Below are 18,431 nucleotides of genomic sequence, written 5' to 3'. Positions count from 1 at the left end.
TGCGAGAAAGTTTTCGCGGTCAGGGTACGCACTCGGCTCGGGCCCCGATCCGCGGGACGTGGTCCGGCGGAGTGGTGGCCCGGCGGCCACGGGGGCGACGGCAGTTCTCGAACGCGACCCGGCCCTCGCGTCGCTGGCCGAATACGCCCGGCCGGCGCTGATCGGCGACGGCCGGCTCGTGCTCGTCGGCGGCGCGCCCGGCATCGGCAAGTCAGTCACGGTCGATGTCGGCGCGCAGGGCCGGAGCGAGCAGGGCCTTGGCGAGGCTCGCGGAGGCGGCCGCCGCGGCCGGTGCGGCGCCGAGCCGCTGCCGCGCGACGGCGGTCACGTCCAGCACGCGACGCTCGCCCGTCCACTCGGCCGCGGCGGCGCCGAGCGTGCAGTGCAGCGTGTGGTCGGGCTGGACGATGGCGGCCCGGGCGGTCTCGCCGGCGAACAGGTACAGCGCGGTGTTCTCCGACAGCAGGTCCGCGCGGAGCCGGTCGAGGCCCTTGCCGTCGGCGCCGGCCGCGGTCACCCGCAGGTCGGGCCAGCCGGAGACGGCGTGGGAGCGCAGCAGCAGACCCGAGGCCGTCGCGTCGCCGCCGCGCAGCACCGCCGCCGTCCACGGCCGCACCCCGGCGGCGGCGACGTCGGCGGCCAGGGTGGCGTCGAGGGCCACGTCGCCGGGCGTGCTGCGCCCGACGCTGAGCGCGCCGTCGAGCAGGCACGCGACCCAGCCGGCGTGCACGGAGAAGAACCGCAGGGACTCCGCCGGGGCCATCCGCTCGTCCGGCACGAGGTAGCTGAACGGCACCCCCTCCAGCCGGGCGAGGCCGTCGACCCAGGCGGTGACGAGCGCGGGAAGGTCCGGGCGGGACTGGTCGCCGCTCTTGCGGCGCTGCGCGCGGAGCCGTTTCCAGCGGTACAGGGCCGCCGCGAACGGCCGGCTCTGCAGCGCCAGGAGGCGGCCGAGGTCCCAGGCGGCGGCGAAGCTGACGTCGCCCGGCCCGGAGACGGGCATCAGGTCGGCGGCGGAGGCGACCGGCAGCTTGGCGCGCTCCGGGCGGGGCTTCGGCACGAGGGGGCCGCTGTAGCCCGCCTCGAGGCGGTCGCCGGTGCCGGACAGGTACGGCATCGGCAGTCGCCCGGACGGGTCGGCCCCCGGCGTGAGCAGCGGCGCGGCGTCGGCGGCCAGGGCCTTGAGCAGCCCGTCGAGGCCGGGCCCGGCCGCGGAGGAGGTGAAGCGCCAGCTCTTGAGGCTGACCAGGCGCAGGGTGGGGGAGTCGGCGCCGGTGGCGGTGTACCGGTGCCGCACGGCGACGAGGTGGGCGACGTGCGCGGCGCCGGGGTTGGGCAGCCGGTTGCCGGTGACGACGGCCCGCTCGGCGCCGGCCGCGTCGCGGCGCACGTGGGCGAGCAGCGCCAGGTCGCGGCGGGTGGCGTCCTGCGCCGGCAGCAGCGCCGCGGGCACGTCGATGACGGTGACCTTCTCGGCGGCGGGCAGGTCGCCGGCGGGGCCGAGGTCGGCGGCGGTGACGACCCGCGGGTCCGGTGCGTCGGTGGCGTCGAAGAGGACCACGGCGAGCCACGGCAGGTCGTCGCGGTCCGCGGCCGCGGTCTCCTGCCACGGCAGGGTGCTGTGGTTGAGCACGACGTGCGGCAGGTCGGCGGCGTAGTCGCCGTGGCCCCCGTCGGGCGGGTAGACGGCGTAGACCTCGTCGGCGCCAAAGGCCGGCCGGGACCCGGCGACGGTGAGCCGGGACGTGCCGCCGAAGTGCTGCGCCGGGATCTTCCCGGTGCCGGTCTCGTCGGTGCCGAGCTCGTGCCGGAACTCGATGAGGTACGTGCCGCCGGGCAGGGCCGGCAGGTGGTACTGCAGCAGACGCAGCTCACCGGCGACCGCCGAGTCGGAGCCGACGATCGGCGTGGCGCGCGGGCGGATCTCGAAGCCGGTGAGCGCGTCGCGGACCAGAGCCGCCGCGTTCGGGTCGGGGCGCAGGTCGCCGCCGAGCTCGGCCCACAGCGCGGCCGGCACGTTGCCGAGCACCGGGGTGAACGAGAAGTGGTGCTCCATCGGCGCGCCGTCGCGGGTGATCGCGATCGACAGCGTGGAGTTCAGGTGGGCGCCCGGGTGCTCGGGGCGCACGATGTGCATCGGCCCGGCGGCGAGCGCGGCGATCGCGCGCTGGGCGTGACCGGTGGCCTGCACGGGCGTGGCGGTGGGGCCGTCGGCCTCGAACGGCAGCGGCCCGCCGGTGGCGTCCACGGCGAGGTGCGCGACGGCGAGGCCAGCGCGGATGCGGGCGGCGGCCGCCGGGATCGCGCTGTCGGCCCGCAGCAGGAGCCGCTGCGGGTCGGCGACGCCGAGGTCGGTGATGGCGGGTCCGGCGGCTGCGGAGCCGGCCGATGCGGAACCGGCGGCTGCGGAGCCGGCCGATGCGGAACCGGCGGCTGCGGAGCCGGCGTTCGGGGCGTCCCGCTCGCGGATCAGCCCGGCCGCGGCGGTGAGCGTGCACGGGTCGGCGGCGGGCAGGAACCGGCGGAACACGGGCCAGTCGATCGGCTTCGGCCCGGTCTGGTTCTGGGCGCCGAACGCCACGTCGAAGGAGATGATCCACAGCGAGATGTGGGCGGTGCCGGCGAAGTCGGGCCCCCAGATGTGCAGGTCGGCGCCGACGTCGACGCTGATGTGGTGGGTGCCGAAGAAGTCGAACGTGTAGGACACGTTGAAGTCGACGTAGGCGCGGGCGTCGTAGTGGTACGGCTTCCAGGCGATGAGGAAGTCGACGCCGGCGGTGAACGCGGCGCGCAGGTTGCCGCTCTGCCACACGACCTCGAGGTGGCCGCCGGCCATCAGCGCGGCCGGGGTGAGCGCGTAGTAGGCGTCGCCCTTGATGCCCAGCGCCTGGTCGTACTGCCAGTTGAAGCCGATCCGCGGCACCTTCGGGTAGTGCGCGGGGACGGCGTACTGCGGGTGGTAGCCGCCGACCGACAGCACGAAGTCCCCTTCGTGCTCGCCCGCGAACCAGGTGGTGAACGCGAACCCGCCGGTCAGATGGCAGTCGTGGGAGAACAGGAACGACGCCTGGGTCAGCTGCGCGGCGACGCTGAGCACACCCGCGTCCGGCTGGAAGCTCGCCCGCACCGCGAGCTGCAGCTCGGCGAGGGGCGCGACCGCCGGGGCGGGCGCCGGCTCCGGGCGGGGCGCGACGAGGGTGGAGATGCCCAGCACGTCGAGCTCGAACGTCTCGCCGAAGCTCACCGCGAGCAGCGCGAACGAGTCGATCATCTGGAACGAGCTGAACCGGACCCCGGCGGCCAGGAACATCTGCCCGGCCGTCGGCGGCACCCACTGGCGCAGCCCGGTGAGCGCGGTGCGCAGCAGGTCCCGCGGCGCCCCGGTGCCGGTCGGCGCGCCGGACACGGCGGTGGCCACGAGCGGGAAGTCGGCGACGCCGGTGACCGGGGGCAGGACGAGCGACCGGTTGTACCCGAAGCCGGCGGCGAGCCCGGTGACGGTGAAGAACGGCGGCCCGCCGAGGGTCTTGTCCAGCACCGCGTAGACGAACATCGAGGGCTGCCCGTTGAGGTAGACGTAGCCGCCGACCGCGGTGAGCGCGAAGGCGGAGGTGCGGATGACGGCGGCGCCGTCGTACTCGTCGTAGGGCTCCTTGCCGGGCTCCCGCACCGTGGTGCGCAGCAGGGCGCCGCCGATCTCGACCGGGCCGCTGCGGTAGTCGACGCCGATCCCGCGCAGGTCGAAGCTCGGCGCGAAGTGGTCGATCGGCGAGCCGAGGGTCAGGCCGTCCAGGGACAGGGTCAGCCCGGCCAGCGACAGTGCGGCGTCGAGCAGGAAGCGGACCTGGCCGTCGGCATACTCGAAGCCGATCCGGTCCAAGTAGACCGGGCCGGCCGAGCGCTGGACGTCGAACCACTGCACCGGATCGGCGCCGGCTCCGGCCGCCTGCGGCTGGGTCTGTGGCTGGGTCTGTGGTTGGGTCTGTGGTTCGGTCTGCGGCGGGGGCGGCGTGGCGGGGGCCATCGGCAGCGTCAGGTCGCGGGGCGGGGCTCCGCCGCCCAGCTCCAGCCGGGCCGTGATCGTCGCGCCGGACGGCAGCGGCGCCGGCAGCGGGGCGACGGCGGCCGGCAGCAGGGCGCTCAACGCCGCCGACTCGGTCGCGGTGTACTCCCGGGACGCGACCACCAGCCGCAGGTTGTCCACGGCGGCGGTGCTGCCGGCCGGGAACTGCCGGCCGACCAGCGGCAGCCCGGACAGGCTCAGCGACGCGCCGAGGTCCAGGCCGAGCACGGCGCCGCCGTCGACGGCGAGCACGACGTCCTTGAGGTCGATGGTGAGGTCCGCCGGCACCGCGGCGGCCAGGTCGGCGCTCAGCACGCCGAGGAGGTCGCGCACGAGGATGCGCCGCCCGTCCTCGGTGTGCCGGTAGGTGGCCACGAACCGGGTCGCGGTCGCGTCGGCGAGCAGGTGCAGGTCGAACTGGAGCCCGGCGACCTCGACGGTGCCGGTGAACTCCTTGCGGTAGCCGGTGCCCTCGCGGCCCACCCGGATGTCGACGGTGGCGGCGAACCGGGTGGTGGACGCTGCGTCGCCGACCGGCAGCGACACCGAGCAGTGCAGCGCCAGCCCGGCGCCACCGGTGTCGAAGGACGCCTCCAAGGCGTCGAGGGACGCCCCGGCGATCGCCGCCGGCAGCCCCGGGTCGACGTCGTACAGGGCGACGACCTGGTCGTGCACGGCCTTGACGGTGAGGCTCTGCCCGCGGCGCAGCCCGCAGCTGAACCGCCAGCCGCCGGCCGCCTCGGCGTGCTCGGCGGTGATGTGGAAGTCGGCGCCGAAGATGGCGCCCCACGCCTCGACGCCGCCGGTCACGCCGCGGGCGTCCTTGACGACGTGGAAGGCGAAGGACCGCGGCGCGATCGGCAGCCGCCCGGCGGTGAGCTCGAAGTCGGTGGTGATGGCGGCGGAGATCTCGTAGCGGCCGGCGTCCGGGTAGGCGGCCAGCCGCAGCTCGTTGAGCTCGGCGGCCGGGAGGACACCCGCCCCGGCGGGGAACCAGGCGGCGGCCAGGGCGCGCAGGTCGACCGGGTGGGCGGGGTCGAGCCGGCCGATCAGGAAGAACGACGGCAGCCCGGCGGTGACGCGGAACGTGACGCCGTCGACGGTGAGGCTGGCGTCGGCCTCGACCCCGCGGACGGCGCCGGACTCGAGGTCCAGGCCGATGCGGACGGCGTCGATCGCGAGGCTGGTCAGGCCGAGGTTGCGCAGGCCGGCGTCGACGTCGGCGGGCCTGACCCCGGCGAGTGCGGCCAGGGCGCCCAGGGCCGGCAGGACGTTGCCGTCGGCGGGCAGCACCTCCAGCACCCAGCGGCCGGGTCCGCGCAGGGCGAGCCGGACGGTGAAGTCCTGCCCGCCGATGCTCGCGGTGGCGTGCACGTCACCGCCGGCGGAGGCGGCGAAGCGTTCGGCGCGGGAGCCGGTGCGGGCCCGCAGGGTGACGCCGATGCCGCGCAGCTCGACCGAGCCGGCGACGATCGGCCAGGTGCCGGTGGCATCGGCGGTCAGCATGAGCTCCGACGCGTCGGCGGGCCGGGACCCGAAGGTGGCGGTGAGGCCGGTCAGCGGCAGCAGGTCGAACACGGCGCCGACCGGCAGGCCGTCCTCCAGCAGCCCGCCGCCGATGAGGGTGCCGAACGTGGCCAGGGACGCCGCCGGCCGCGGCCCGTCCGCGAGGGCGAGGGTGATCCGGCCGGTCGGGTCGAGGCCGCCGGTGACCGCGACGGTGGTGCCGCCGGAGGTGAGGCCGCCCTCGACGGTGAGCCGCACCGCGAAGCCGCCCGGGTCGGCGGCGGCCCCGGTGAACACCACCCGCACGGCGGTGAGGTGCAGGTCGCGGCCGGTCCGGCCGATCGGCCAGGCGTCGGTGCAGGCGCCCGCGACGGTGAGCGTGCCGCCGTCGAGCGTGATCCGCGGGTCGCCGAGGGTCAGCCCGCCGGCCGGGAGCAGCGTCGTGAGGCGGGGCACCGGGCACGTGTCCTCATCGAGGCTCAGCCCGCCGCCGGAGACGGCGAGGCCGAGCCGGTCGTTGAGGTCCGCGAGGGTCGCGACGATGCCGACGGGCTGGCTCATGCTGGGCGCCTTCCTGACCGGGTGGTGCCTTACTTGATGTCCAGGTTCATGGGACCGTTGACGCTGTCGTAGCTGACGGTGAAGAGGGTCGCCGGGTTGACGGCGTCGGCGGCGACGTGCGCCGCGTTGCCGGCACCGTTCGCGGCGCCGCCCGCGAGGCCGATGCGCAGCAACGCCGCCCGCACGCCGTCGCGCACGTCGTTCGGCTCTCCCAGGTAGTGCGCCGCGGCGGTGACCGCCGCCGCGAACGCCGCGTGCGGCGCGGTCAGCTGCGCGTTCAGGGCGGCGTGCCGGGCCGCGTCGACGACGATCCGCGCGGTCCGGGTGGCGTCGAGGACCAGCACCAGGGCGCCCATGGCCGCGCCGAGCACCGCGGCCTGGGCCGCGGTGGCACCGGCGTGGGCCGCGGCGTACGCGGCGATGCCGGCGTAGGCCGCGTCGTCGCGGCCGTTGTTGGCGGCGTAGGCGACCGTGGCCGCGACCGATGCGGCGAGGGCCTCGTCCACGGTGGCGCCGGCCGCCGTCGCGGCGTTGGCGACGCCGAGCCGGTAGCCGGGGCCGGCGGCCGTGACCATCGTCGCCCGGATGATCGCCATGCCCGGCCCGCCGATGCTGGTGCGGATGGCGAGCGGGTAGGCGTTGATGACGCCGTCGATCGACGCGGGGGTGGCGCCGGGTGCCGTCGCGGCGGCGCCGGCCTGCGTGACGAGCCCGTGGACCGGGTTGCCGTTGTTCTCCAGGTCGCCGAGCCACATGACCGCGGTCAGGGCCTGCGTCGCCTGCTGGTCGGTGGCGCCGGTCGCGCGGGCGGCGGCCTGGACTACGCCCCGGGCCCCGCCGGCCTCCCCGACCTGGTCGACCAGCCCGAGCGCGGGCGCGTATCCGGTGACGGCGTTGGCCGCGTTCCCGGCCGCGATCACGCCGCGGCGGATCTGACCGACCGGCGACAGGACCGACTGGGCCTCGGTGACCCGCACGACGATGTGGCCGGGCAGCCCGTTGGCTGGGTGGCCGGCGGTCTGCGAGACCGTGCCGCCGTAGGACAGTGGCGGCACGACGTTGGGTTCGCGGTAGCCGGTCAGGAACTGCTCGACCGGGCGCCGCGGAGGCGGCGGCGGCTCCGGCGGGTGGCGGTTGGCGTTGGTCGGGTCGCCCAGGATCGGAAGCTCGGGGTAGCCGTCCAGCACGTTGATCGTGCTCTCCGCCGGGTGGTGATGCCGGTTGCGCGGACCGGTGGAGATGATCGCCGCGGCCGGCCGCACCCGGGTGATGAACTCCCACGAGGTGGCGGAGTTGGAGCCGTGGTGGCTGGACTTGACCACGAGGACCCGCCCGGCCAGGTCGTCGGTGGGGTTGAGCCGGAACTTGACGCCGTTCTGCAGCACCGGCACCATCTCGTGGTTGACGTGCCCGTCCTCCTGGGCCCGTTCGAGGTCACCGGCGACGAAGTACTTGAAGTTGCCGAACGTGAGCAGGAACCCGAGGCTCTTGGGGTTCTCGTCGTCGTTCTCGGCATGGACCGGCTGGTTGGAGCAGAACGTCATCCCGCCGCCGGGCTGCAGCACGTACTTGTTCGCGGTGACGCACATCAGTGACGGGCGGCCGGGGGCGTAGACGGGCACCGCGGACACGGCCCAGTTCGGCTCGACCAGGCCGTTGCCCCACATGATGTCCTTGCCGAGCAGCCAGTGCGGCTCCCGCCAGTTGCGGGCCGCCGGGTCGCGGCGCGACGGGCGCGCGTTGACCACGCCGCGGGGGATCACCGCCTGGCCGGCCCCGTTGTAGTCGACGATGTCGAAGCTGTTGACGTGCTGCGTCGCGTACACGAACGGGCCGGGCTTGTTCGCCGCGGTGGTGCGGTAGTCGTAGTACTCGCTGTCGACGGCATGCCGGACGCCGTGCCCGTCCTCGGTGTAGCGGGTGTCCTCGGAGCCGTCCAGCCGGCCGGTGTCGTACAGGATCGCGTCGTTGTAGCGGCCGATGTTGTTCTGCAGGAGCCGGCTGATGCCGTAGAAGTGGTCCTCGTCGAAGTGGGTCACGGCGATGACGTCGACGGTGGGGATGTTGAGGGTGTTGGCCAGGTAGGTGTCGACCGTGGGCGCGGAGCCGGTCTTGCCGCCGTCGATGAGGACGGTACGCCGGATCGCCGCCTGTGCCGGCGGGTTGCCCGGGTGCCTCGCCACGATAATGGTCGCGTCGCCCACCATGCCGATGTCGAGGTGGTGGATTTCGAGGGTCCACGTCATCGGCCCGTCACTCCCACGCGATCCAGTCGAGCCGCAGGTTCTGCTGCCACCCGGCGTTGAGCGCGTCGAGGCGCAGGATGTTCACCTTGAAGTGGCTCTGGTCGATGTACTTCACGGTCACCGCGAACGTGTCGGTGTAGTAGCCCTCGCTGCGGGCGGTGACCGTGGCGTGCGGCACGACGCCGAAGCGCTCCGGGAAGTCGACGCGGACCTCCTTGACGCCGCCGGTGTGCGGCCCGGCCACGAAGTGCCCGGCGAGCATGCGGCCGAAGCGGTGCGAGGTGCCGACACTGAGGCCGAGCACCTTGGCCACGCCGTTGACGAAGAGGGTGTTGCCCTGCGCGTCGGCCCCGCCGATGGACACCGGGTTGCCGACCGGGTTGATGGCCAGGGGCTTCGCCCCGTGCGACTGCACCCAGCTGTAGTTCTGGTGATACCCGAGGCGCAGGTTGGCCCCGTTGGTGGGCCCGACGATGACGGCGTTGCCGTTGCCGTCCTGCGGGGTGTGCAGCACGTGCAGCCGGCCCTCGGGGTTGTTCGTGGCGACGCCGACCCGGGCCTCGAGGGTCTTGTCGGGCAGGGTCGCGTCGCGGACCACGAGCGGGCCCTTCTCGATGGTGACGGCGAGGTGGCCGTCCCAGTAGCCCGGGATGTTCTCGTAGTGCACGAGCAGCCGGGCGTGGCCGGACGGCGGGGCGGCGACCATGCCCTTGACGTCGACGAGGATGCTCTCCCCGGCGGCGAGGGCGGTGATGCTCGGCGTCGTCATCCGCCACGTCAGCGCCATGCCCTCGGCGGTCGGGCTGGTGGTCACCCACCGGTCGGCGCGGATGTCGATGCGCTCCAGCGCGGCCCGGGCGCCGAGGGCTACGTCGGCGGGCTGGGCGTCGAAGGAGAAGATCAGCGTGGAGGGTTCCCCCGCGGTGCTCGGGGTGATCGGGATCGGCCGGCGGGACACGTTGGTGATGCGCAGCCGCAGGTTCGAGGGGCTGACGCCGTCGTCGACGATGCCGTTGACGCCGACGAACCCGGCGTCGAGCGGGATGTGCTGCTGGCCGCGCCGGTTGACCAGGGACAGGTGCTGCACGCGGCTGCCGGTCAGCAGCGAGGTCTCGTCGACGTAGGTCATCTGGTCGTAGCGCAGCTGCACGCGGGTGCCGCGGGTGCCGCCGCGGCCGTCGGCGCCGACGTTGCCGAGCGTGAAGCGCACCGTCTCGTCGGGCTTGATCCGCAGGCCGCCCTTGCCGGTCAGCGACACGGTGAAGCCGTCGGCTCCGGCGGCGGTCCGGGCCGTCCAGCCGTCGGGGACGGCGACGGTCGGCGGCGCCTTCGGGTTGACCATGAGGACCCCGGGCCGGAACTGCAGCTCGAGGTGGCAGGCGGTGCTCTTGGCGTCGATGGCGGCCAGCGCGACGGACTGGCTGGCGGTGTTGGTGACCTCCAGCACCATCTTCTGCCCGGCCGGGTCGTCCACGATCGCCAGCACCGGCTGGACGTCGGTGTCATGCAGGCTGAACGCGAGGGGGTGGCTGCGCCGGAACGCCGCCATCGCGCTGCGGTCCTCCTCCATCACCTGGCGAACCTCGGCGGCGGTGAGTGCGCGCTCGTAGACGCGGACGCCGGCCATGCGCCCGGCGAATCCGAGCTCGCCGAGCTTGGCGGCGGCCAGGGCGAGGCTCCAGCCGGTGTAGCCGAAGACGGCCGGGATCGCGGCGCCGGCGGGCCGGCCGTCGAGGTAGCACGTGAGCAGCTTGCCGTCGTGGGTGGTGGCCACGTGCACCCAGCGGCCCAGCGGGAGCACCGGGGTGCACGAGGGACCGCCCCAGCGGCCGAGCTGGGTGCTGCCGTTGGGCTCCAGCAGCCAGTGGTAGGCGCCGGCGCCGGGCTGGCCGAGCAGGAGCAGCCAGGAACGGCGGGCGGGCAGCTGGTCGATGCGCACCCACCCGGCGACGGTGTGCACCGGGTTGGCCGAGGGGACGCTCGGGGCGACGTCGGCGACCGTGACCGTGTCCGCCCCCGCGAAGCGCACGCTGCTGCCGAAGTCGTCGTCGGGCACGACGAGGGGGCTGCCGGCGGTGGTGCCGTGGCGGGCGTGGGCGGAGCTGTCCGGGGCCCGGCCGCCGGTGAGCGCGTCGAGGCGCAGATGTACCAGCAGCTGCTGGTCGAAGCTGGTCATGCGGGGGTCCTTTCGGCGGACTCAGGTGCCGGTGGGTTCGTGTCGCAGCTTGAGCCAGCCGCCGCGCAGCCCCTGGACCGCGGCGAACGCGGCCGCGGGGGATGCGGGGCCGATGCGCTCCTCGCCGAGGTCGAGCACCGCGTCGACGATCGCCTCGGCGCCGGCCAGGACGCCGGTGAGCACCGGCTGCGCGCGCCGGTCCCGGGCGACGACCTCCGCGGTGCCGTCCGGGCCGGGCGGGAGCAGCCAGCCGGCGGCCCGCAGCGCCGTCCAGGCCGGCCCGGCGACGGTCTCGGCGAGGCGGGCCAGCGCGGCGGGCCGGTCCAGCAGGGTCGTGCCGAGCGGGGCGAGGACGGCCTCGACGCCGTCGGTCATCGCCCGCAACGGCGGGTCGAGCCGGGCGGACACCCGCGCGTCCTCGGCGACGGCGAGCAGGCGCTCGTCGGCGGGGACCCGCCGCAGCCAGCCGATGCGCGGGTCGGTGAGCTGGTCCCAGAGCCGCTCGGCGAGCGCGGCGGCGAACACGGACCGGCCGATGGTGGCGGCGGTGCCGACCTCGCGCCACGCTCCGGCGTTCTCGCTCACCCAGCCCCAGCGGTACCCGGGCTCCACCGGCAGCGGCAGCCGCAGCCCGTCGGCGCCCGCGAGCACGGCCGCCAGCGGGAACGTCATCTCCAGCGCGCCCATCGCCGCGGCGTAGTGCACCGGCGGGATGCTGATCGACTTGACCGGCTGGATGCCGGTGGTGACGTGGACCTTGCCGCGCGGGTCGACGAGCATGCGCAGCACCAGCGGCGGGTCGTCGACCGCGTGGGTCTCGGTGAGCGGGCCGTTGCCGCAGGTGCGGATGAGCGGGTGCCGGCCGGGCGCGGCCTGCGGGCTGCGCAGCACCGGGTCGCCCTGCGGCCAGTACCCGATCATGCCGTCGTCGAGCTGCTCGTGGGCGCCGAACCGGACCGGGAACCGGACCCGGGTGAACGCGTCGGTGTCCCGGGTGCCGCGCAGCATGTCCTGGCGGAACTGGTTCCAGCCCTGGTGTACCGCGGGCAGGCCGAGCAGCTCGAGGTCGAACGCGGCCCGCACCAGCGCGATCGGCCGGCCCACCAGGACCGCCAGGTCGACCTGGTGCTCGGCGACCGGCTCGATGTTGGTCAGGGCGCTGTCCAGCACGGCCATGAACTCCGCGATGTACGCGGCTCCGCCGGCGAGCATCGCGGCGACGGTCTCGCGCAGGTGCACGTTGCCGATGTCGGCGGCGCGGGCGACGCCGGTGCCGCCGGGCGCGCCCGACCAGCGGGCCCGCGCGTCGATCACCCCGAGCGGCGCGCCGCGGTTGTCGTACACCATCAGGCTGGTATCGGCGTGGTCGGGCAGGAACCAGCCGCAGACCGGTGTGGTGTCCGGATGCTCGCTGGTCTCGCCGTCGCGGTCGGCGGCCAGCCAGCGGAACTGCACCCGCGACGGCTGGCTCAGCCGTGGCGGGAGCGCGACGAGGTCGGTGTTGCCCGGCACGGTGAGGCTCTCGGCCGGCACCAGCCGCCCGGTCGGCACGTCGCGGGTCTGCCCGAACGTGTCGACGAGCCGCAGCCGGGCCAGCCGCAGGGCGCCGGAGCGGATCGGGCTGAAGTCGTTGAGCGGTTGCGGCGCGCTGCGGTTGCTGGTGCCGACCGCCTCGGCGACGGCCGCGCCGAACGCGACCTCGTCGGGGAACGCGAGCGGGTCGCCGACGGGCAGCTGCTTGACCAGCCGGTGCATGAGCAGCGCGTCGTTGAACCCGCCGAGGGACTGCGCGAGGCAGTCCATGCCGGCCAGCTCCTCGTAGGCGCGGATGGCGGTGAACACCTGGTCGTCCGGGCCGGCGTCGGGGTGCGCCGCCAGGTACCACGCCTTGACCTTGCCGATGACGGGGCCGATGTCCTCGGGGGCAGGGCCGCCGGCCGCGGCGAAGTACTCGGGCAGGATCTGCTTGTCGAGGTAGTCGCGCAGGCTGTCGCGCATCCGGCCGCCGGCGTGGCCGGTCAGCAGGGTCGTGCCGGTGTAGAGCGCGGCCGCGCCGGCCACCGCCGGGTTCGGGTCGGTGTGGACCAGGTCCGGCTCGCTCGGCGAGAGCGCGAAGCCGCCGGTGACGAAGTCCGGGTCGTAGGCGTCGACCTCCGGGTAGAGGTTGCCGCGCGCCCGCAGCGGCAGCAGCTCGACCTGCCACTCCAGCTGGAACGGGTTCCACGGCCGGCCGTCGCTGGGCCGGAACGCGGCGCCGTCCTGGTCCTGGCGGGCCAGCAGCGCGGTGAGCCCCTCCGGGCGCCGCAGCTGGATGTCGCGGACCTCGGCGGCCGGCGCGACGGAGCACGCCAGGACGCCGTCGAAGCCGTGCCGGCCGGTCGGCTTCGCGTCGTCGCAGAGCAGGTGCACGACCGGGTCCGTCGGCTCCCAGTAGCGGGGCGCCTCCAGCTCGCTCAGCTCGTAGACCAGCCCGGCGTCGCGCAGCTCCGGCGTCGCGTTGAAGCTCGCCACCGCGGCCTGCGCGGCGGCGTGGGCGGCGGCGAGCCGGCCCTCCGGGGTGTCGCCGGGCTGCAGCGCCGCGACGGCCTGCTGGGTGCGCGGCAGGGTGCGCCGCTGCACGAACGCCCGGACCTCGTCGATGTCGGGGTAGTCGTCGCCGGTGTCCTGCGGCGGATACGCGCTCAGCAGGTACTTGTACCAGTCCGCGAACAGCTGCCGCCGCTGCGACTCCGCCTCGGCCGCGGCCCGGTCCCGGGCCCGTTGGGCCCCGTTGAGCGCGGCGAGCAGGCTCGCCAGCCCGGGCGGCAGCGGCACGGTGGCCTGCGCCTGCGCGCGGTCGGCGTCGGCCGGTGCGGGCCCGGCCGACGCGGGGGCGATCGTCCACAGCCGCCCGCCGCGGCGGGCCACGAACCCCTTCTCGTGCCGCAGCTCGCGAAATTTCGCGTCCACGTCGACGAGGCGGTGCTCGATCCGCGACGCGAGCAGGATCGCCTCGAGGTGCTCCTCGACCTGGACGCGGTGCGCCGGGTCGATGCGCAGCGCGAGCGCCACGGACAGCGCCTCGGTCGCGGTGTTGCCGACGGTCAGCGTGGCCGGCATCAGCCGGGCCGGCGTCGTCGTCGCGGTGAACCCGCACGCGGCGTAGCAGACCATCTGGGTCGGCGCGTCATCGCCCGGGTAGGTCCACGCGGCGCGCTCGCGCAGCACGTCGGCGAACGGGCGGCGCGGTGTCGTGTCGGCGATCGCGCGCACCGTGGCGAGGAAGTCCTGCGCGGGGTCGCTGTACCAGCCGAACAACTCGTACCGCAATCCCGCCGGAATGGCCGCGCCGATCTGCGGATCGTGGAATCCGAAGACGCTGTGGCAATTCGGATACAGGGCCGCGAAGGTCGGGTCGCTGTATCCGGACTCGGCATTTATCAGATACCCGACAGCGGTGACCTGACGCACGTATTCGGCGTCGGGGTCGCGCTCCTGCCACAGTTCCCGCGGTACCGCCCGGCCCAGATATCGGAATGGCCGGGATGATTGCGTGGACCTCGGGAACGGCACCGCGACGCCCGCGGCCGAGCCGGTGCCGTCCGGGTGCAGGTATCCGCTCTCCACCACCCAGTCCCGCGGCGCCAGCCCACCGCCGGTGCGGCGCACGAGCCACCGGTCCGGCACCGCCGGGAACACCGCCCGGTTGCCGCCGCCGGCCGCCTGCCGGCCCCTGGTCAGCGCGTCCGGCAGGGCCCAGTGCAGGTGCATGCCGGCGCGCAGCAGCGCCGTCTCGTCCTCGAAGGCCTGCCCGACGATCTCGTCGCTGATCTGCGCGACATCGCCGTTGACGTCCCGGGTGCCGTCGAAATACGGCAGCCGGCTGTAGTCGGCGGTGGAGCGCACCACCACCCGGTCGGTTGGACAATGCAGGGCCGCAACCTGCACCGGGACGAGCAGCGTGCTATTCATTCGACTCCGACCTGCCGCAATTCTCGCCTCTTCGAGAACCTAGCGGCACGTCAATGTCCTGAGCAATCCCTCCGACGTGCGACCGGGTATTCGCGCAGCTGCCCGCAAATCCCGACGGAACCGGGCATACCCGTGTGGAAATTCGGGACCATCGGCCGATGGACGGCCGCCGGCGGTGCTAATTCGCAGCCGATCGGGGGACCAGGGACTCGAGGCCGTCCAAGAGCCAGTCCAGGATGGCCTCGAAGGTCTGCGGCGCGGCCGCGTGCCGGTCCGGATCGGCGGCCCAGCGGCTGAAGTGGGGATGGGTGCCCTGCGCCGCGATGCGTTGCAGATACGGCGCCGCGCTCGCGGCCAGGTCCTCGTCGGTGGGGGAGCCGATGCCGGCGCGCATGGTGCGCTCCTCCAGCAACGCCAGGCCGGAGCCGAACACGTGGCCCAGCACGGTGTTGACGAACCCCATGCGGGTGGCCGCCGGCAGGCGCAGCGGGTCGAGCTCCGCCAGGGCCGCGTCGTAGAGGTCCAGCGCGTTCGGGCCCAGGGGAGGGCGGGCGAAGGCCAGGCGCGCGAACCACGGGTGGCGCTGGACCGCGGCCCAGCCCGACGTGCCGATCGAGCGCAGGGCCGGGCGCCAGCCCTCGCCCCGCTGGACGGTGAACCGGCCGTACACCTGGTCGGCCATCAGGTCCGCGAGGCCGTCCTTGCTGCCGACGTACCGGTACAGCGCCATGGGGCTGCGCACGCCCAGGCGGGCGGCGAGGGCGCGCATGGTGACCTCGCCGCTGGGCTCGGCGTCGGCCAGTTCCGTCGCGGCGGCCACGATGCGCTCGCGGCTCAGCGGCGGGGGAGCGGGGGTCTCGTACCACACCGGACTGTTCATGGTGGACAAAGGTTATCAGGGCGTGTACTACGTACACCATGAGTGGACAACGTACACCTGACGTCCTCATCGTCGGCGGAGGGCTGGTCGGGCTCACCGCCGCACTCGTGCTGCGCCATCACGGCGTCTCCGCCACCCTCGTCGAGCGACGCGGCGGCACCTCGCCCCAGCCGAAGGCCCGCCGCTTCCACATGCGCACCATGGAGATCTTCCGCGAGCTGGGGCTGGCCGGGCTCGTGCACGCGGCCGCCCGCGATCTGGCCGGGCACGATCACATGGCGGCCGGGCGCACCCTCGCGGAGGCCGAGCGGCTGCCGCTGTGGCAGCCGGCCGGCGGGCTCGCGCTCGAGGTCAGCCCGGAGCCGCCCTGCCTGCTCGCGCAGGACTCGCTCGAGCCGCTGCTGCGCGCCGCGGCCGTCGAGGCGGGCGCCGACGTGCGGTTCGGCACCCCGCTGCTCGGCTTCGAGCAGACCGGCGACGAGGTGATCGGCCGCTTGGAGCACGCCGAGATCCGGGCGCGGTACCTCATCGCGGCCGACGGCGCCCGCAGCGGCATCCGCGAGGCGCTCGGCATCACCCGCGCGGGCTCGGGCGCGATCGGCGGGCCGAGCGTGAACGTGTACTTCACCGCCGACCTGGCCGACGTCGTGCGCGGCCGCGAGTTCAACCTGTGCCAGATCGACCATCCGGACGCGCCCGGCGGACTGGCCTCCGTCGACGGGCGCCACCGCTGGGTGTTCATGAGCCCGGGCGGCGACACCGAGCGCGACTGGCCGTCGCTGCTGCGCACGGCGCTGGGAGTACCGCTGCCGGATCTCGACGTGCGAAGTGTCCTGCCGTGGCAGGCCGAGATGCTGGTCGCCGAGCGCTACTCGGCCGGACGCGTGTTCCTCGCCGGCGACGCGGCGCACGTGATGCCGCCGTATGCGGCCAGCGGCGCGAACACCGGGATCGCCGACGTGCACAACCTCGGCTGGAAGCTCGCCGCCGTCCTGCGCGGGCAGGCCGCGCCGGGCCTGCTCGACAGCTATCACGCCGAGCGGCACCCGGCGGGCTGGTTCATCGCCGAGCAGTCCGCCCGCCGCACCGAGTCGTTCCGGCTCGGCGCACCCGACCCGGCCCTCGCGCACCCCTACGTGCTGGCGGCCGGCGGCTTGCAGTACACCGCCGGCGCGATCGTGCCGGACGGCTCCGAGGAGCCGACGCTCGACTTCGCCCCGGCGGGCCGCGTCGGCACCCGGGTGCCGCACCGCTGGCTCGACGACGCCCACTCGGTGTCCACATTGGACGCCGCCGGGCCGGACTGGGCGGTGCTGCCGGGCGGTGACCGGGTGGACTTCGCGGACCCCGGCGAGGTGCTGCTCCTGCGCCCGGACCACGTCGTCGCCTGGCGGGGCACCGGCGCCGACGCCGCCGCCCGCGTCCGCGACGCGCTGCTGCGGGGCTAGCCCCGGCGCGCAGTACCGTTGCCAGGGTGTTGGTCGCCGTCGTGCTGGTGGCCGCCGTCGTCGTGGTGGACAGCTCCGGATTGCTGAGCCCGTGGTGGTCCGTGCTCGTCGACGATGTCGCGCAGCTCCTGGCCGCCGTCGCCGCAACGGTGGCCTGCTGGCTCGCCGCCGCACGGCAGCCCGGGATCCAGCGCTGGTGGCGCATCTGGATGGGCGCGGGCACGTGCGGCTGGGCACTGGGCCAGCTCGTCTGGTGCTGGTACTTCCTGTTCCGCGGCGACCAATTGCCGAGCCCCTCGCTCGCCGACGCCGGCTACCTGACCCTGCCGGTGTTCGCGTTCGCGGCGCTCGTCACGATCGCGATCGGCCCGTCCGCGCAGCGCCTGCCCCGCCACCTCGCGGGGCAGGCGCTGACGGCGATCGACGGGCTCGTCATCGTCGGCGCGCTGTTCGTGCTCAGCTGGATCACCGTGCTGGGAGCGGCCGTGCACAGCGGCGGCGCCGGCCGGGTGGCCTACGCGCTCGCGATCGCCTACCCGGTCACCGAGCTGCTGCTCACCGTCCAGGTGCTCCTGCTGCTCGGCGCGTCCTCCGCGGCCGGGCGCGTCCAGCTGGCCCTGCTCGGCAGCGGCCTGTTCTGCCTGGTGCTGTCCGACAGCGGCTTCGCCTACCAGGTGTCCGTCCACGCCGGCGGCCTGCCCTCGATCGCCGGCATCGGGTACATCGCCGGGTTCGTCCTCATCGCCTTCGCGGCGTGGACGGACCCGGCGCCGCGGTCGGGCTGGGCGACGCGCGGCGAGGGGGGCTGGGGCCGGCTGCTGCTGCCGTACTACCCGGTGGCCGCGATGGCCGTCGCCCTGGTCGTGCAGCGGGTCCAAGGCATCGAGTCCGACGACGTCACGGTGATCGTCGCGTCCGCGGTCGTCACCCTGCTCGTCGTGCGCCAGGCGATCACGCTGGTGCAGAGCGCCGACCTGGTCGCGTCGCGCACGCGGCTGCTGCTCACCAACGACGACGCCCGCCGGGAGCTGGAGCGCAACCTGCACGACGGCGTCCAGCAGCGGCTCATCGCCCTGGCGCTGGACATCCGCCGGGCCGAGTCGGACGTACCCCCCGAGCTCACCCGGCTCCGCGCGGAGCTCGACGCCGTCGTCGCCGCGCTGAACAGCACCGTCGACGAGGTGCGGGAGATTTCGCGCGGGGTACACCCGTCGATCCTGACCCAGGGCGGGCTGCGGCTCGGGCTGCGCGCGCTCGCCCGGCGCTCGGCCGTGGCCGTCGAGCTCGACGTGCAGATGGAGGGGCGGCTGCCCGAGCCGGTCGAGGTCGCCGCGTACTACGTGATGGCCGAGGCCCTCACCAACGCCGCCAAGCACGCCGAGGCCACCGTCGTGTCGGCCGGGGCGGTGGTGCGGGGTGGCGTGCTGCACCTGTCGGTCCGCGACAACGGGGTCGGCGGCGCGGATCCCCGCTCCGGGACGGGCCTGACCGGCCTGTCCGACCGGGTCGAGGCGCTCGGCGGGACCCTGACCGTGGACAGCGCGCCCGGCCGCGGCACGTGCCTGCACGCCGAGTTCCCGCTCGACCGGCCGTGACGACC

Annotated in this window: 8 protein-coding genes; 3 read left to right on the top strand and 5 right to left on the bottom strand. The window is 74.7% G+C overall.

Going from position 1 to position 18,431, the window contains the following annotated elements; genetic code table 11:
* Positions 1–211: 211 nt before the first annotated feature.
* From ACQP1P_RS27140 to ACQP1P_RS27125, 4 genes are read right to left on the bottom strand one after another with little or no spacing between them, the layout of a single operon-like run.
* A complete protein-coding gene (locus tag ACQP1P_RS27140) occupies positions 212–6,130 on the bottom strand; it encodes a DUF6603 domain-containing protein (protein WP_433074307.1) in 5,919 nt (1,972 codons plus the stop codon).
* Positions 6,131–6,159: 29 nt separating this feature from the next.
* Positions 6,160–8,376, bottom strand: a complete 2,217-nt coding sequence (locus tag ACQP1P_RS27135) for a ComEC/Rec2 family competence protein (protein WP_433074304.1) — start codon at positions 8,374–8,376, stop codon at positions 6,160–6,162.
* Positions 8,377–8,383: 7 nt separating this feature from the next.
* Entirely contained in the window at positions 8,384–10,552 is a 2,169-nt protein-coding gene (locus ACQP1P_RS27130; protein ID WP_433074301.1) for a LamG domain-containing protein, read from the bottom strand.
* A 21-nt stretch (positions 10,553–10,573) separates the two neighbouring features.
* The gene (locus ACQP1P_RS27125; RefSeq protein ID WP_433074298.1) at positions 10,574–13,861 is read right to left on the bottom strand and encodes a hypothetical protein; all 3,288 of its coding nucleotides are present in this window, start codon (positions 13,859–13,861) and stop codon (positions 10,574–10,576) included.
* A gap of 223 nt (positions 13,862–14,084) precedes the next feature.
* Between ACQP1P_RS27125 and ACQP1P_RS27120 the strand changes: the two genes are divergently transcribed.
* Positions 14,085–14,420, top strand: a complete 336-nt coding sequence (locus tag ACQP1P_RS27120) for a hypothetical protein (RefSeq protein ID WP_433074296.1) — start codon at positions 14,085–14,087, stop codon at positions 14,418–14,420.
* Positions 14,421–14,681: 261 nt separating this feature from the next.
* Here ACQP1P_RS27120 and ACQP1P_RS27115 read toward each other — a convergent pair whose 3' ends face one another.
* On the bottom strand, positions 14,682–15,383 hold the full coding sequence (locus tag ACQP1P_RS27115) for a TetR/AcrR family transcriptional regulator (RefSeq protein ID WP_433074293.1): 702 nt from the start codon (positions 15,381–15,383) through the stop codon (positions 14,682–14,684).
* Positions 15,384–15,421: 38 nt separating this feature from the next.
* On the opposite strand from ACQP1P_RS27115, the gene ACQP1P_RS27110 reads away from it, so the two are divergent.
* Positions 15,422–16,831, top strand: a complete 1,410-nt coding sequence (locus ACQP1P_RS27110) for an FAD-dependent monooxygenase (protein ID WP_433074290.1) — start codon at positions 15,422–15,424, stop codon at positions 16,829–16,831.
* 26 nt (positions 16,832–16,857) lie between these two features.
* Positions 16,858–18,426 carry a sensor histidine kinase gene (locus ACQP1P_RS27105; RefSeq protein WP_433074287.1) on the top strand — a complete coding sequence of 523 codons (1,569 nt, stop codon included), beginning with the start codon at positions 16,858–16,860 and terminating at the stop codon, positions 18,424–18,426.
* Positions 18,427–18,431 lie beyond the last annotated feature (5 nt).

Origin of the sequence: Dactylosporangium sp. CA-052675 (assembly GCF_050947935.1) — a bacterium.
Taxonomy (GTDB): domain Bacteria; phylum Actinomycetota; class Actinomycetes; order Mycobacteriales; family Micromonosporaceae; genus Dactylosporangium.
The sequence above is the reverse complement of the archived record's forward strand: the minus strand, read 5'-3'. Positions and strand labels throughout refer to the sequence as shown.